Below are 14,006 nucleotides of genomic sequence, written 5' to 3'. Positions count from 1 at the left end.
CTTACCCTAAGAGGGTAGAAAGTGTCTCGCAGTCATCAACCTGATCGACTAATTTTCAGCCGCCGCCTGCCTTTCTTTTAAATCCACCTGAATCGTTTCCAGCTGAGCCCCGGTCAACGTATAAAATTTAGCCACAAACACCGCAATTAACGCGAAGAAACCCGGAACCGCTGTTTGCAGCAAAACGATGCCAAACTGCGATGCATCAGATTGAGCTTCCTTCGCCGCATAACCGAAAGCAGCCAAAACCCATAACATTCCAGCCGAACCTAATGCCCCGCCCAGTTTCTGGGAGAAGGTCGCAGCAGAAAAAGTCATCGCCGTTGCGCGGCGGCCCGTTTTCCATTCGTTGTAGTCGGCACTATCTGCATACATAGACCAGGTAAGCGGTGATTTAGGCCCCAAGGCTAAACTGATCAACACACACAGCAAAAACATCATCCAGATTTCACTCGGTAAAGTTCCACTATCGACCAATTGTAATTCGCCGGATTGATTCTTGTAAGTAACCAGGATGCTCACCACCAGATCTTCCTCTGCCGTAAACACTGCAGATGCAGACCTCTCACCCGCTATCGCAACACGATCAGTAAAAATCCACCAAGATCTTTGGTGTTCCTGCCACTGGTATTGCACCTCACTCGCACCACTGAGATCCACCAACTCACTGGCTTGAAGCGTGACGTTTTCATTCGCTTGAATAGTTCTCACACCGTTGAGATCGGGTTTAGGAACAAAAGTAAATATAACCGACAAACTACCGACAATAACCATTAACAGCATCAGCAAACGTGTTTTATCAAGAAACTTTGTCATCAGCGGTGCGCAGGCGGCCCCCACAGCATATGCCGCCATCTGTAAACCAAGATATACACCCAATAGATCAGGACGTTCAAGAAAATACGTGAAATAGTAATACGCCGAACCACCACGCATGGTAATGGTCATCATAATAATCATGGAAAGAACAAATAGTATTAACCACGGCCGATTGGCAATTAGATCTTTAATATCGGCAATAGGGTGAGTGCGCTGCTCCGCTGGTGGAGAGATACGTTCTTTCGTTGCTAAAAAGGTAATCGCGAAAATAATGGCTGCAGCAATACCATAAAGCCCCATGGTCAACTGCCATCCCTTGGAGTCATCGCCGGCACCCAGAGCGTTAACAATATCTAAAGTAAAATAATTAACGCAAAAACCCGCACTAAACGCAAAGATAAAACGAATACTGATTAGAGATGTTCGCTCCTGGCTGCGCGCAGTCATTACGCCGGAAAGCGCCGAGTACGGCGTACTCAACACGGTATACATCATCATCATTAATGTATAAGTGATATACGCATAAATCACTTTACCCGACGCGTTTAAATCTGGCGTACTGAAAGTGAGAACGGCCGCGCCGGCCATGGGTAAAGCCGCCCACAATAAAAACGGCCGAAATTGTCCGAAGCGCGTACGCGTTCTATCCGCGACAGCACCCATTAAAGGATCGGTGCAGGCGTCGACAATTTTAGTGGTTAACAGCATGGTGCCCGCAGCTGCAGCGGAAATACCAAAAACATCCGTATAAAACGCGGCAAGAAACGAGGCGATGGTGGTCCAGTACAAATTAAAACCGAAATCGCCAAAGCCATAACCGAGTTTTTCACCAATGGCGAGTTTTGCTGTTCTGTCTTCTGCTGTAGTGATAGATGACACTTTATCCCCCATAATTTTATTGTTGTTTTTTTATCGCTTCGCGCTCGTGGATTCGCGCACTATTAATTGGTAGCCGCAGTTTATCTGCTTTTCTTCTACCGCATCCCCCACCAGCACGCCCAGCACCATTTCCGTTGCCTTAGCCCCCATGTCATAACGGGGGACACGCACACTGGACAACGGTGGATTGACCAAAGCAGAAGCTTCAATATCGTTAAAGCCGCATATTGCCATTCTATCCGGTACGGCAATATGCATTCGCTGACATTCAAACAGAGTACCCAATGCCAGGTCATCATTTACGCAAAACACCGCGTCACACTCGCCAGCGCTTTTAGACATCAAGCTGTTAAACAACTCCACCCCCACCGCAATTGACGATGGCCGTGGCGTCGTCACGACCCAATCTTCACTATACCTTGCGGCCTGTTCCATTGCCTGAATGTAACCCTGTAAACGCTGCTGAGCACGGGGATCCATTCTTGCACCCAGAAACCCCAGCTTTTGATAACCGGCAGCAAGCATATGATTGACCGCTTCGAACGCCGCCTGGCGATGGGAAAAGCCTACGCACATATCAAGAGGCTGTTCGACAAACTCCATAAGCTGCACAATTGGAATATCCGCAGCCTGTAACAAATTGCGGGTCTGCCGGGTTTGATTGCTACCGGTAATAATCATCGCTTCTGGCGACTGCCCCAGCAACGTGCGCACCATTTGCTCTTCTTCCAGGGGAGAATAATGGCTATCGGCCAACACAACCTGATAACCCGCAGGCCCCGCAACAGAATAGATCCCCTGTAAGACATCATTGAAAACACTGTTGGATAAAGAGGGAATAACGACACCTATAACCCCCGAGCGAGCAGAAGCCAAGGCGCTGGCCGAGCGATTAGGAATATACCCAAGCGCTTCGATAGCGTCTTCCACCTTTTGGCGGACTGCCTCAGAAACCTTATTTGGCTGATTAATAACCCGCGACACAGTGATAGCGCTAACACGCGCTAACTCTGCCACATCAGCCATAGTTACTCGATTACCCATTACTCTTATTACACCAAGCCACTATAAATGTAGCGTTTTTTGTTTAAAGCCCCTACACTACTTTGGCTTCACGGGCCTAAAACAGGCTGTCCGGCACCATAACATAACAAAAATGTTAGCGCTATCATCCAGAAACAGAACCTATCCATGACCGTCGACAACAAACCCACTATCAACACTAAACCTCTTGTAGTGATTGCCATGGGCGTGTCTGGCAGCGGCAAAACAACTCTGGCCCATTCGCTGGGAAAACGATTGGGTATAGAAAGCTTCGATGCCGATGATTTTCACAGCGAGCAAAACAAAGCTCATATGGCCAACGGCAGACCACTAACGGACGCTATGCGCCTACCGTGGGTACAATCCATTCGCACTCACTTGCAGACCCTATCCAAGCAAGGTAAAAGCTGCTCGCTGGCGTTTTCCGGCCTGCGCTTGGAGCACCGGGATATTCTGCGTATTCCAGAGGCCAATATCTGTTTTTTATATCTCGAAGGCAACAAAGAGTTGATACTTCAGCGAATGCAGGCTCGCAGTAAACACTTTATGCCCAGCTCGCTGCTGGACAGCCAGTTTGAAGCTCTGGAAGTACCCAAGGAAAAGGACGTTATAGCGCTGAATATAGCGCAAGCCATTGAACCGCTAGTGGCCCAGGCGGTGGAAGCATTACGGAACCGGAAACTTACCCCTTAAGCAGGTTTAACTCTTCAGCCAAAATACCCAGAGCTGCATTCATCACCTCTTCGCTCTGACAAAAGTTGAGACGCAGGCACTGCTTTTGGTGCTCCCACTCCCCCTCTAACCCGAAAAAGAAATGCTCGCCAGCCATGACCAGCACATTGCGCTGTTTCAAGCGCTCATACAGCTGTGTAGATGATATGGGCAAATCCGGCAGCCAAAGCCACACAAAGAAAGCTCCTTCCGACTCGTGAATACGATAGTTCACCCCCTGCAAATGCTCGCCTAAAAGCTTGAGTATTTGCGAGCGCTTGGATCGATAGTAGGGCAACAATTCCTGCTGGCAAATATGCTCCAGATCATCGCTTATCAATAGCTCTGCGGCCAGCATAGGTCCTAGATTACCGTTAGCGAGGCTGACGATCGTGTTGGCATGCACCAGCTTATTAATCACCGATTCTTTAGCAACAACGATACCCGCCCGTACACCCGGCAAGCCCAATTTGGAGAGGCTCAGCACAAAAATATTGTTCGGCTGCCACTGGCTTGTAATGTTTTTATAGAGCAGCCCTGGAAATGGAGTGCCATAGGCGCAATCGACGATAAGAGGAACCTCGTACTGTAAACTCAAGCGATTGAGCTGATCCATCTCGTCATCGGTCAGGACATTGCCGGTAGGATTGGTGGGGCGAGAGACACAAAGAGCGGCGATATCATCATCAATGTGTAAAGCTTCAAAATCGATTTTGTACTTGAAGCGATGCTCGCCCGTCAGGGTTACGGCTGGACGAAAACTTTTAAATAGATCCGGTGCCAGGGCTTGGTCTTTATAGCCCAAATACTCGGGCATTAGGGGTAGGTAGATTCGCCGGACGCCACCTTCGGGCGCCTCGCCCGCCAGCATATTAAAGAGCAAAAAAAACGCTGGCTGACTGCCGTTGGTCACGGCAAGATTACGTTCGCTAATATCCCAACCCAGAGTGTTACGAAGGTATGCCGCCAAGGCGCTGATAAACTGCTCGTTGCCCCGGGGCGACTGGTAGACTCCAAGTAGCTTGTGTAATTTAACCGGGTCCGTCGCTATACGCTGTAAATGTTGCGCAATACGCTGTTCAAATGCGGGGACAGAGGCTGGGTTACCACCGCCAAGAAAGAGCATATCTGGGTTGACATTAAGAGCATCACCCAGATCCTCCATCAAACTGACGATCCCGGATTCACTACAGAGTTGTTGACCAATAGAAGAAAGTTTCATAACTACCCCAAGAGCACAGGGGGCAGATTCTACAGCAATCCGAAGGGCTTAGAGCAAACCGTAGGCTTCTAGCACACTGTTGAGTTTTTGCTTGTCGATGGGCTTTTTGATGAAATCGAGAGCACCAAGGGATTTTACCCGCTCCCGCGCCTCCGGCTGGATATCGCCAGAAATAACAATAATGACACTATTTAGATCTTCTTTACGTACCGCCTCCAGCACCCCATAACCGTCCATTACCGGCATGGTGAGATCGAGAAAGACCATTTCGCCTTTCCCTGCACGTATAACATCTAACGCTTCCATACCGTTACCAGCGAAGGAAACATCGACTTCCCATTGCTCCGGCAGCGAGCGGGCTACCTGCTTACGAGCCATATTGGAGTCGTCACAAATCAACAGAGGAATGGCCATGAAATCTCGCGTTCAACTATCTCTATCTTCCAAGTGTTCATTAGATTATAGACACAGGAGGAAAAACTGTTTTGAAATATTCTTTAAAACTATAAAACGACTTTTTTATTCACCAAGGTCTTTAGCTTCCTGGGCGAAAAGTTGCTCCAGCGACAGCGCAAAAGTTTGCCGTGCGCTAGCACCAATTTGTGCCTGCCTGGCCAGAAAATCCTGCAACCAGGGCTCTGGATTTGGCAAAGCGTCTTTACCTTCCGGTACCTGTTCATTCACAGGTAATCGCACCATTTCAGCCACATGCCACAGGCTGGCTTGCTTAAGGTCGCGACTGAGGACGTAATCTCCGGCCTCGGTAACAACAATCCAGCGATGCTGAACCAGCATGGAACGCAGACGCTGCCAGTGCACCAACCCCAAACCCAGATTGACGCAATCCTTATCAGAAACGGTTCCACCAGTTGCTGCTTTCGCTCGAAATAACGCCAAGCAGCGCAGTACCGCAAGCATATCCGAATAACGCAACACCTTAGAAGCATAGCTATGTTCTGCCAGTGTGCGCACAAAAACAGCGCCACCAAGAATGATTGTCCACAAAAAATTGATCCACAGCAGAAACAGAGGAACAACGGCGAAGGCGCCATAGATAAGTTTAAAGCTGGAATTGGCCACCAGATAACCAAACAGATTTTTCAGCAATTCAAACAATACCGCAGTGAGAATCCCGCCAATCAGCCCATAACGAAAGGGCACACGGCAATTGGGCACAGCCACAAATAGCATGGTGAAAGCCACGCTGGTCATCGTCCAGGGCAGCAGCTGGAAGACCGCCGCCGTAAGCCCCAGGTGACTCAGCTCGTTAACAATCAATTTTAGCGATAGCAGATAAGTGCTGACAACAAAGCCCGACCCCAGTAGCAACGGGCCAATACTTAAAATGGCCCAGTACAATAAATAACCAAACAGACCGCTACGTCCCTGTTTCACCCCCCAGATCGAATTGAAGGTCTTTTCGATATTACGCAGCATCAGATAGGCTGTCACCAACAGGATGACCACACCGGCTTTCGTCAGGCTGCGGGCTTGAGAAGAAAAGTCCGCCAGGTAATCCGCCACTTCGTTACCCGTTTCAGGCAAAAAGTTGGCGAAAATCATTTTGTGCAACTGTTCGGCCACACCATCAAACGCAGGAATCACCGAAAACATAGAGTATGTAACGGTAATAAGCGGAACGAGCGCAAACAGTGTCATATAGGTCAAGGCAGCAGCACTTTTCTGGCAGCCTTTATCCATAAACTCGCGGTAAAGCTCTACACAGAACAGCCCAACCGAGCTTGCCACCATTTTTACTCTTTGCTGATAGCCTATATCAACCTGCTCCATGGAATCTTTCTCTCGCTCATTGTTGCCGATGGTTTAGAATACCCGATCAATCATAAAGGGGGCCATTATGATGACCAACTCTATACGTATTTACCACAATCCCCGCTGCTCAAAATCTCGCCAAACGTTGGCGTTGATTGAAGACGCGGGAATAACACCCGATATTGTACTCTACCTGGAAACGCCCCCATCCGTGGCAGAAATCAAAAACATACTTAACAAGCTGAACATAAGCGCTCGCGATCTTCTGCGTAAAGGCGAAGCGAGCTTCAAGGAAAACCAGCTATCCAATACTTCACTGAGCGACGAGCAAATTATTGAGTTTATGGTGCAATATCCCAAACTGATCGAGCGCCCTATTGTAGTTAAAGGTGATCGAGCGGTGTTGGGACGTCCACCGGAAAACGTCAATGCGCTGCTGGGTTAGAGCATGAGTGATTCTTATATTCTGGTGCTCTACTACAGCCGAAAAGGCGCCACCCGCGAAATGGCTCAGTTAATTGGCAGAGGTATTGAAGCCGCTGGACTGGAAGCGCGATTGCGCACAGTTCCACCGGTTTCTGCAACCTGCGAAGCGACCGAACCTGTCATTCCGGAGTTGGGCGATATTTATTGCGGTGAGCAAGAATTGAAAAGCTGCGCAGGCCTTATACTTGGCAGCCCCACTCGTTTTGGCAATATGGCTGCACCACTGAAGTATTTTATCGACAACACCTCCAGCAGCTGGCTCAACGGTGATCTGATAGGAAAGCCCGCAGCGGTCTTTACTTCCACCGGTTCCATGCACGGAGGCCAGGAATCTACCCTACTTTCCATGATGCTGCCCTTGCTACATCACGGAATGGTAATTACCGGTATCCCCTACAGTGAAAATGCACTGCACGAAACCCAAAGTGGTGGCACACCCTATGGTGCCAGCCATATCAGTGGCACCCATCACGACAGGAATATTAGCGCAGAAGAGCAACACCTGTGTACGGCGCTGGGAAAGCGCATTGCAGAACTAGCCCAAAAGCTTTCACACTAAACACACCAAACCCGATTAAACTCATCATGCCTGAAAAACAATTAAAGCCCATTGCTCATTTGGCAACGAAAGTCCGGTACAGTCTGCTCGCAGTAGCGATCAGTTATATTTCGCTGCAGATACTGTTTCTCGGTTGGTGTTTTACTCGCGCCAGCGGCCCAAACTGGGTAGTACTGTCTGCGCAATCCCTACCACTATTGGTACTGCTGCCTGGTCTTTGGCAAAAATATTACCGCAGCTACAGCTGGCTATGCTTTGTGATACTAATGTATTTTGTTAAAGGGATAGATGGTGTGTTTATGTCGACAGCAAACTGGAGCGATGCCTTGTTTGTTGCGTTAACAGTGACAACCTTTATTTCAGCGATGCTCGCCGCTCGCTGGTTACAAAGACAGCAAAAAGGTTAAGGAACCCCCTCTCATGTTTAAATTTATTGGCTCTCTATGGAACGGTTTGTGGAAAATCGTCAGCTGGCTGCGCGCAGCATTTGTTAACTTGCTTTTTTTGCTAGTTCTTATTGTGATTATCGCCAGCATTGTCTCCGCACCACGTTTTGAGATGCCGGCAAAAACCGCACTTTATATCGCACCAGAAGGCTACCTTGTCGACCAAAAAACCTACAAACCCACGCCCGCCGAGCTGTTGCTCGGGTCTGAAGATCGCATTGCAGAAACACCGCTGCGCGAACTTATCGGCACGGTTATCCAAGCCTCAAAAGATAAGCGCATTACGGCCCTGGTGTTAGACCTCAACCACTTTGTTGGCGGCGGTATCAGTAAAATGGAGGAGCTGGGGCAGGCTCTCAACCAGTTCAAAGCTGCCGGAAAACCCATCTACGCCTATGCTGATAACTATTCGCAGCAGCAGTATTTTCTCGCCAGCTATGCCGACACGATTTATATGAACGATATGGGCAATCTGTTGCTCACCGGCTTCGGCGTGTACCGCAATTACTACAAGGATGCCGCCGACAAACTGGCGGTAAAATTCCATGTGTTTCGCGTAGGTGACTACAAAGATGCCGTAGAACCCTTTATGCGCAACGATATGTCAACTGCTTCGCGCGAACATAACAGCCGCTGGCTAAATGAATTATGGCAGCGCTACACACAAGTGGTCAGTCAAAACCGTCAACTGCCGCAATCGGAAATCGAAAGCTATATTATCTCTATTGCCACGGAATCGAGCCAGACAGAGGAAACACTGGCCACCATAGCCCAAAGCCAGGGCTTAGTTGATGAACTGCATTCTCGAAGTGGCATTCGCAAAGCTTTGATCGAACAGGTAGGAAAGGATGACGAGGATGATACATTTAAAGCCATCAGCTATAGCCATTACCGTCACGCCATGGCCAAGCACTCCCCACAGAATAAAAACAATATCGGCTTAATTGTTGCCGCCGGTAATATTCTGGATGGCAAACAGGACAACGGCGCAATTGGTGGCGACAGCTTAAGCGAACTTATCCGACAAGCTCGTGAGGATGAATCGTTAAAAGCTCTGGTTATTCGTGTTAACAGTGGCGGCGGCAGTGCCTTCGCCTCCGAAGTGATTCGCCGTGAAATTCTCGAAGCACAAGAGCAGGAACTACCCGTGTATATTTCCATGGGCAGCATGGCCGCCTCCGGTGGCTATTGGATCTCTACTGCAGCCGAACAAATTTGGGCAACCCCGTCTACACTCACTGGCTCTATTGGTGTGTGGGGCTTAATCCCCAATATCGCCGACAGCGTGAACAAAATAGGTATCCACTCCGATGGCATAGGCACAACATCGCTCTCCGATATTTATCATATCGACCGAGAACTCTCCGCACCGGCACAAATACTGATCCAAAACGGCGTGAACGATGTTTACACCCGTTTCCTGAATATTGTGGCTGAAGCGCGCAACAGCGACCCCACCAGCGTCAACGAAATTGCCGGTGGCCGCGTATGGACAGGCGAGGCGGCCAAGTCGTTGGGCCTGGTAGACAATATTGGGACATTGAACGACCTGATCATCTCCGTTGCGAGTGACCGCGAACTCGATAGTTACGGTATCAAAGTCATAGAAAAACCCCTCTCCACGTCGGAAGAAATTATGCGCGCACTTATGGAAGACGCCAGCGTAAAACTCGAAGGGATAATACTGGAAGGTCCGCTGAAAAATATTGGCATACTAAATAGATTGGCGTCTATGTCTACCAGCTCGCCAACGATCAATAGCCTTGTGCAAATACTAAAACAAATAAAGCTATCCACAGAAGAAGGACAGCAACCAGCGACCATGGCCTATTGCATGGAGTGCTATACGCCTTGAGGACTAAACTTTAGCCCCACGACCATTCTTTCAGGTACATGGGTTATTCCCTTCACGCCAACGCCAACGCCAACGGATATTGGTGTGGGCGTGAAGGAATGGCTTTTCAGTAGAGCCTGAAGAAAATTGCCAAGGCATCGCCGCACAGTATGAAAACCATTGCGCTCAAACAAAGCGTCATCTAAAGCCCTAGCACCTCTTTAACAAAAGGAATGGTCAGTTTACGTTTTTCCTGCAGCGAAGCATCATCCAGCTGATTCAGCAAATAAAAAAGTTCAGCTGTATCTCGCGATGCACGGTTTAAAATAAAACTTGCCACCTCGCCGGAAAGCTCCATCCCCCTTGCTGCGGCACGCATTTTTAAAGCCTCTTTTTTCCCTTCATCCGTAAGGCCTTCTATATGATAGATTTCACAGCCGAGCATACGCGATTTTAAATCCGGCAATAAAATGGGAAGTGACGGAGGGCTGGTATGAGACGATACCAGCAGCGATTTCCCGCCGTCACGCAAGCGGTTGAACAGATGAAACAATGTCTGCTCCCAAAGGTGGTTACCACAAACGTGCTCAATACCATCAAGAAACACAATATCCATCTCCTCCAGGCCATCACAGAGTTCCGCTGCATCGTAACCGCGTACATCCGCCATGGGTAGATACTGGATCATTCGTCCATCGTGGCTTGCTATATGACAGGCAGCCTGCAGCAAATGCGTCAGCCCCGCCCCGCGGGAACCCCATACCAGCATTAAGTCCTGCTGATTGTTTTTGGCCAGACGATTGAGTGCGAAGACCGCTTGTGTGTTCACTCCGGCCGCGACGAAATAATTTTCGAACGTGGCATCATCGCGCAGAGACACACCGAGGCTTAACTGAACTGGAGTCCCATCACTCATCACTTAACGACCCCAACGGTACTGCAAGGGATTTTCCAAAGACCCTCTTTGCGCCTGCTGCCAAACCGGTAGATCTCCAGCGGCAACGGACTCATTCTTTTTGAGCCTTCCGTCCAACGCCAGTACACTGACAAACTTCTCTACACCGGCATCGGAATCTAGGTACAACAACAAAGTGTCCTGACGAACTCCCGCCAGAAAAACACCGGAGGTTGCCGCTATGGAGTCTAAATAATCCAGCGCCTTTCGGTAGCTGCTGTAGCTATTAACCCCCGCGATCTGTAAAACCAAAGCGGAACTGTTTTCGCCTTGAGCTAGAATCGCATAGCGCCCACCCAAGTAATCTCCCAGCGGGTTCAGCGCTGCGGCTCCCAACTGCTCCAAATTTTGATTGCGGCTATCGTAAACCCGAGAGTCCCCACGATGAAAAAACTGCCATGTGGATAGCACTTCCCCCGTCGACGTGACCGAGTATCGACCAACCAGTATCGAATCGGGAGAATAACGTTCCGACGCTTGTAAAATTGCCTGCTCGTCGAGCATCCACAACTGGTCGGAAGAAAGGTTAACCTGATCTTGTATATCCAATAACGGATAACTCAGGGGCAAACCGCGCAGACTAGCCGCCTCTTCAAATCCTTCAGCCAGTTCTGGAGCCATATCACCAGACACCAGCTGCTTGCCATATTCAAAATCGTTTTCCACTAACCACACCAGTGTTGTAGGTCTATTAACCGGCCAAAAAGGCTGGTTGTTTTTGCGCAATAATCGTTCGATAGAAACAGCTGAAAACGTTAGCGCGATCTGCTCTTTATAGCCCTGAGCAAGAAGCTTGGGATCATCCACCGGGGAATACTGAAACTGCTCCACATAGGCAATGGCATTCGAGTGCGCGGAATTCATTTGCGAATTATCCAGCACCAAATCAGACCCGGAAATCCGGGTTATCACCTCGGCAAACGCCAGCTGTGCAGCCGCCTTTCTATCGCCGGGGGACTGGGACGTCACGGGCACGGAGGCTTTAAAAAAATTCTGCTGCGCGAACACCGGCCCTATCCACATCATTGCGGCGAGCACAACCAGCGCGCAGGAACGGCACATAATGTGGCTTTTTAATCGGGCAGTCTGAATACCTCTATAGGCTAATTTCACCTAAATCCTCTCTCACTTGGTTGCGCCTGTTACTGGGCGGTAAATTGTAGCAATTCGCCAACGAAATCACAGGGCGCTGTAACACAAATTTACCCCGTTGATGAAGGCCGATTAGGCCGAATTCAAGGGTGTTAGCCCGCCATCGAAGCTGTTAGAATGCACGCCTTTCCTGCATCAGCAATAACCTGACTGAACTCTACCGATATGACTCAACAAACGCCACCCCCAAGCCAAACTTCCCCATCACTTAGCTACAAAGACGCCGGTGTCGATATCGACGCAGGTAATGCTCTGGTCGAGCGCATCAAAACTGTGGCTAAACGAACCAAACGACCCGAAGTTATGGCCGGACTGGGCGGCTTTGGTGCATTATTTGAGCTGCCAAAAGGCTACGATGAGCCCGTCCTGGTCTCTGGCACCGATGGCGTGGGCACCAAGCTGAAACTGGCCCTGCAAATGCAAAAGCACGACACCATTGGTATCGATCTGGTCGCCATGTGCGTTAACGACCTGATCGTCGGTGGTGCAGAGCCCCTGTTCTTTCTCGACTACTACGCCACCGGCAAGCTTTCTGTAGAGATTGCGGCACAAGTCGTTGAAGGCATTGGAGATGGTTGCAACCTGTCTGGCTGCTCACTGGTTGGCGGCGAAACCGCCGAAATGCCCGGCATGTACGAAGGAGAAGATTACGACCTAGCAGGCTTCTGCGTCGGTATCGTTGAGAAATCCAAAATTATTGACGGCAGCAAGGTGCAAACAGGTGATGTATTAATCGCTCTGCCGTCCAGTGGCCCCCACTCCAACGGCTACTCACTCATTCGTAAGATTCTTGAAGTCAACAGTGCCGACCTCAATACAAAACTGGGCGCAACCACGCTGGGCAAAGCCCTACTGGAACCCACTCGCATCTACGTTAAGCCACTACTGAACCTAATGAAGCAGGTTCAAGTGAACGCCCTCTGCCATATTACTGGCGGTGGCCTAACCGAAAACATTCCCCGCGTACTGCCGGAAAACGCCAAAGCAGTGATTGAATGCAGCCGCTGGCAGTTCCCGGATATCTTTGCCTGGCTGCAGGAAAAAGGCAATGTGGAAGCCCGTGAGATGTACCGCACGTTTAACTGTGGTGTGGGTATGGTGATTTGTGTAGCGGAAGCCGATGCTACCCGCACAATCGAACTGCTGAAAACCGAAGGCGAGCAGGCCTTTGTTATTGGCCAGATCGACACCGCTGAAGAAGGTGAAGAACAAGTTGAACTGCGCAATATTGTCTGAGAGCCGGTAATGACACAAGTGAAAGCGCCGGCCCGTGTGGTCGTTCTAATCTCCGGTAGCGGTAGTAATTTACAAGCCATTATCGACCAGCAGGAAGCCGGCACGATTAATATTGAAATCTGTGCCGTTATCAGCAACAAAGACGGCGTAAAAGGTTTGGCGCGCGCACACAATCACGGTATCAGCACGCGCATACTCAATCACAAACAATTCGACAGCCGCGAGAGTTTCGATAAAGCTCTGCGTGAGACCATCGACGAGTACACTCCAGATCTCGTCGTACTCGCCGGTTTTATGCGAATACTCACCCCCGAGTTTACCAAGCACTACCTTGGGCGTATGTTTAACATTCACCCTTCCCTGCTGCCCAAATATCAGGGCTTGCACACCCACCAACGCGCGATTGATGCGGGCGATAAAGAGCACGGTGTAACCGTACATTTTGTGACAGCGGAGCTAGACGGCGGCCCAAATATTATTCAGGCGCGCGTACCCGTGATGGAAGGTGATACGGCAGAGGAGCTAGCCGCAAGAGTGCTAGTACAAGAACACAAAATCTACCCGCAGGCAGTAGGTTGGTTTGCCGATGGCAGAGTGAAAATGGTGGACGGGAAAGCCCTTGTGGATGGAAATCCAGTTACGTTTTAGCACAGAGCGTTAACTCAACTGCACTTTTTCTTTACCACAGCGGCTGCACTTTAGAATCGTCACCAGCTTGCCCTGCTTCACATCAAACTGCTTATCCTGCTTTATTATCCATTTGTGAAAACCGTGGCGACACATGGACTTCCCTTTGTGCTCTTCGGCAGGTGTTTTCTTTTTTAACGGCACTACGTTGTCCGTTGTTTCCGGTTTATCTGTCATACATCACTCTCGAGTTAGTGTATTAA

The 14,006-nt window shown here is 49.6% G+C and carries 15 protein-coding genes; 7 read left to right on the top strand and 8 right to left on the bottom strand.

Features of this window, described 5'->3' with window-relative positions:
- Positions 1 to 48: 48 nt before the first annotated feature.
- Complete coding sequence (locus H5715_RS01995) at positions 49 to 1,710, bottom strand: MFS transporter (RefSeq protein WP_425507007.1); 1,662 nt, start codon at positions 1,708 to 1,710, stop codon at positions 49 to 51.
- A gap of 18 nt (positions 1,711 to 1,728) precedes the next feature.
- Complete coding sequence (gene gntR, locus H5715_RS01990) at positions 1,729 to 2,742, bottom strand: HTH-type transcriptional regulator GntR (RefSeq protein WP_075185815.1); 1,014 nt, start codon at positions 2,740 to 2,742, stop codon at positions 1,729 to 1,731.
- A gap of 147 nt (positions 2,743 to 2,889) precedes the next feature.
- Here gntR and H5715_RS01985 point away from each other — a divergent pair, with 147 nt between their 5' ends.
- On the top strand, positions 2,890 to 3,435 hold the full coding sequence (locus H5715_RS01985; RefSeq protein ID WP_075185816.1) for a gluconokinase: 546 nt from the start codon (positions 2,890 to 2,892) through the stop codon (positions 3,433 to 3,435).
- On the opposite strand, the gene H5715_RS01980 is transcribed toward H5715_RS01985, so the two are convergent.
- The 3 genes from H5715_RS01980 to H5715_RS01970 all read right to left on the bottom strand — a co-directional run bounded on the left by H5715_RS01980 (position 3,425) and on the right by H5715_RS01970 (position 6,466).
- Positions 3,425 to 4,675, bottom strand: coding sequence for a valine--pyruvate transaminase (locus tag H5715_RS01980; RefSeq protein WP_075185817.1), 1,251 nt, complete (start codon positions 4,673 to 4,675; stop codon positions 3,425 to 3,427). The genes H5715_RS01985 and H5715_RS01980 overlap by 11 nt on opposite strands.
- 48 nt (positions 4,676 to 4,723) lie before the next feature.
- Positions 4,724 to 5,089 (bottom strand): response regulator, encoded by a 366-nt coding sequence (locus H5715_RS01975; protein WP_075185818.1) that lies wholly within the window; start codon positions 5,087 to 5,089, stop codon positions 4,724 to 4,726.
- 105 nt (positions 5,090 to 5,194) lie between these two features.
- Complete coding sequence (locus H5715_RS01970) at positions 5,195 to 6,466, bottom strand: YihY family inner membrane protein (RefSeq protein WP_075185819.1); 1,272 nt, start codon at positions 6,464 to 6,466, stop codon at positions 5,195 to 5,197.
- Positions 6,467 to 6,536: 70 nt separating this feature from the next.
- Between H5715_RS01970 and arsC the strand changes: the two genes are divergently transcribed.
- Genes arsC through sppA form a run of 4 tightly spaced genes read left to right on the top strand, consistent with a single transcriptional unit; the run spans position 6,537 to position 9,794 of the window.
- A complete protein-coding gene (arsC, locus tag H5715_RS01965) occupies positions 6,537 to 6,893 on the top strand; it encodes an arsenate reductase (glutaredoxin) (protein ID WP_075186091.1) in 357 nt (118 codons plus the stop codon).
- A 3-nt stretch (positions 6,894 to 6,896) separates the two neighbouring features.
- Positions 6,897 to 7,493 (top strand): NAD(P)H:quinone oxidoreductase, encoded by a 597-nt coding sequence (gene wrbA / locus H5715_RS01960; RefSeq protein WP_075185820.1) that lies wholly within the window; start codon positions 6,897 to 6,899, stop codon positions 7,491 to 7,493.
- Between the two features lie 26 nt (positions 7,494 to 7,519).
- Positions 7,520 to 7,900, top strand: a complete 381-nt coding sequence (locus H5715_RS01955) for a DUF2069 domain-containing protein (RefSeq protein WP_075185821.1) — start codon at positions 7,520 to 7,522, stop codon at positions 7,898 to 7,900.
- A 13-nt stretch (positions 7,901 to 7,913) separates the two neighbouring features.
- Positions 7,914 to 9,794, top strand: coding sequence for a signal peptide peptidase SppA (gene sppA / locus H5715_RS01950; RefSeq protein WP_075185822.1), 1,881 nt, complete (start codon positions 7,914 to 7,916; stop codon positions 9,792 to 9,794).
- 181 nt (positions 9,795 to 9,975) lie between these two features.
- Here the strand turns inward: sppA and hda are convergent, their stop codons facing one another.
- Together hda and H5715_RS01940 are read right to left on the bottom strand one after the other, a co-directional pair.
- Complete coding sequence (gene hda / locus H5715_RS01945) at positions 9,976 to 10,689, bottom strand: DnaA regulatory inactivator Hda (RefSeq protein WP_075186092.1); 714 nt, start codon at positions 10,687 to 10,689, stop codon at positions 9,976 to 9,978.
- 3 nt (positions 10,690 to 10,692) lie between these two features.
- Entirely contained in the window at positions 10,693 to 11,841 is a 1,149-nt protein-coding gene (locus tag H5715_RS01940) for a DUF2066 domain-containing protein (protein ID WP_139309791.1), read from the bottom strand.
- Between the two features lie 204 nt (positions 11,842 to 12,045).
- Between H5715_RS01940 and purM the strand changes: the two genes are divergently transcribed.
- Together purM and purN are read left to right on the top strand one after the other, a co-directional pair.
- Positions 12,046 to 13,116: a phosphoribosylformylglycinamidine cyclo-ligase gene (gene purM, locus H5715_RS01935; protein ID WP_075185824.1), complete on the top strand. Its 1,071-nt coding sequence runs from the start codon at positions 12,046 to 12,048 to the stop codon at positions 13,114 to 13,116.
- A 9-nt stretch (positions 13,117 to 13,125) separates the two neighbouring features.
- Positions 13,126 to 13,764, top strand: coding sequence for a phosphoribosylglycinamide formyltransferase (gene purN / locus H5715_RS01930; protein ID WP_075185825.1), 639 nt, complete (start codon positions 13,126 to 13,128; stop codon positions 13,762 to 13,764).
- Between the two features lie 9 nt (positions 13,765 to 13,773).
- Here purN and H5715_RS01925 read toward each other — a convergent pair whose 3' ends face one another.
- A complete protein-coding gene (locus H5715_RS01925; RefSeq protein WP_075185826.1) occupies positions 13,774 to 13,980 on the bottom strand; it encodes a hypothetical protein in 207 nt (68 codons plus the stop codon).
- Between the last annotated feature and the right edge of the window lie 26 nt (positions 13,981 to 14,006).

It is taken from the genome of Teredinibacter haidensis (genome assembly GCF_014211975.1).
Classification (GTDB): domain Bacteria; phylum Pseudomonadota; class Gammaproteobacteria; order Pseudomonadales; family Cellvibrionaceae; genus Teredinibacter; species Teredinibacter haidensis.
The sequence above is the reverse complement of the archived record's forward strand: the minus strand, read 5'-3'. Positions and strand labels throughout refer to the sequence as shown.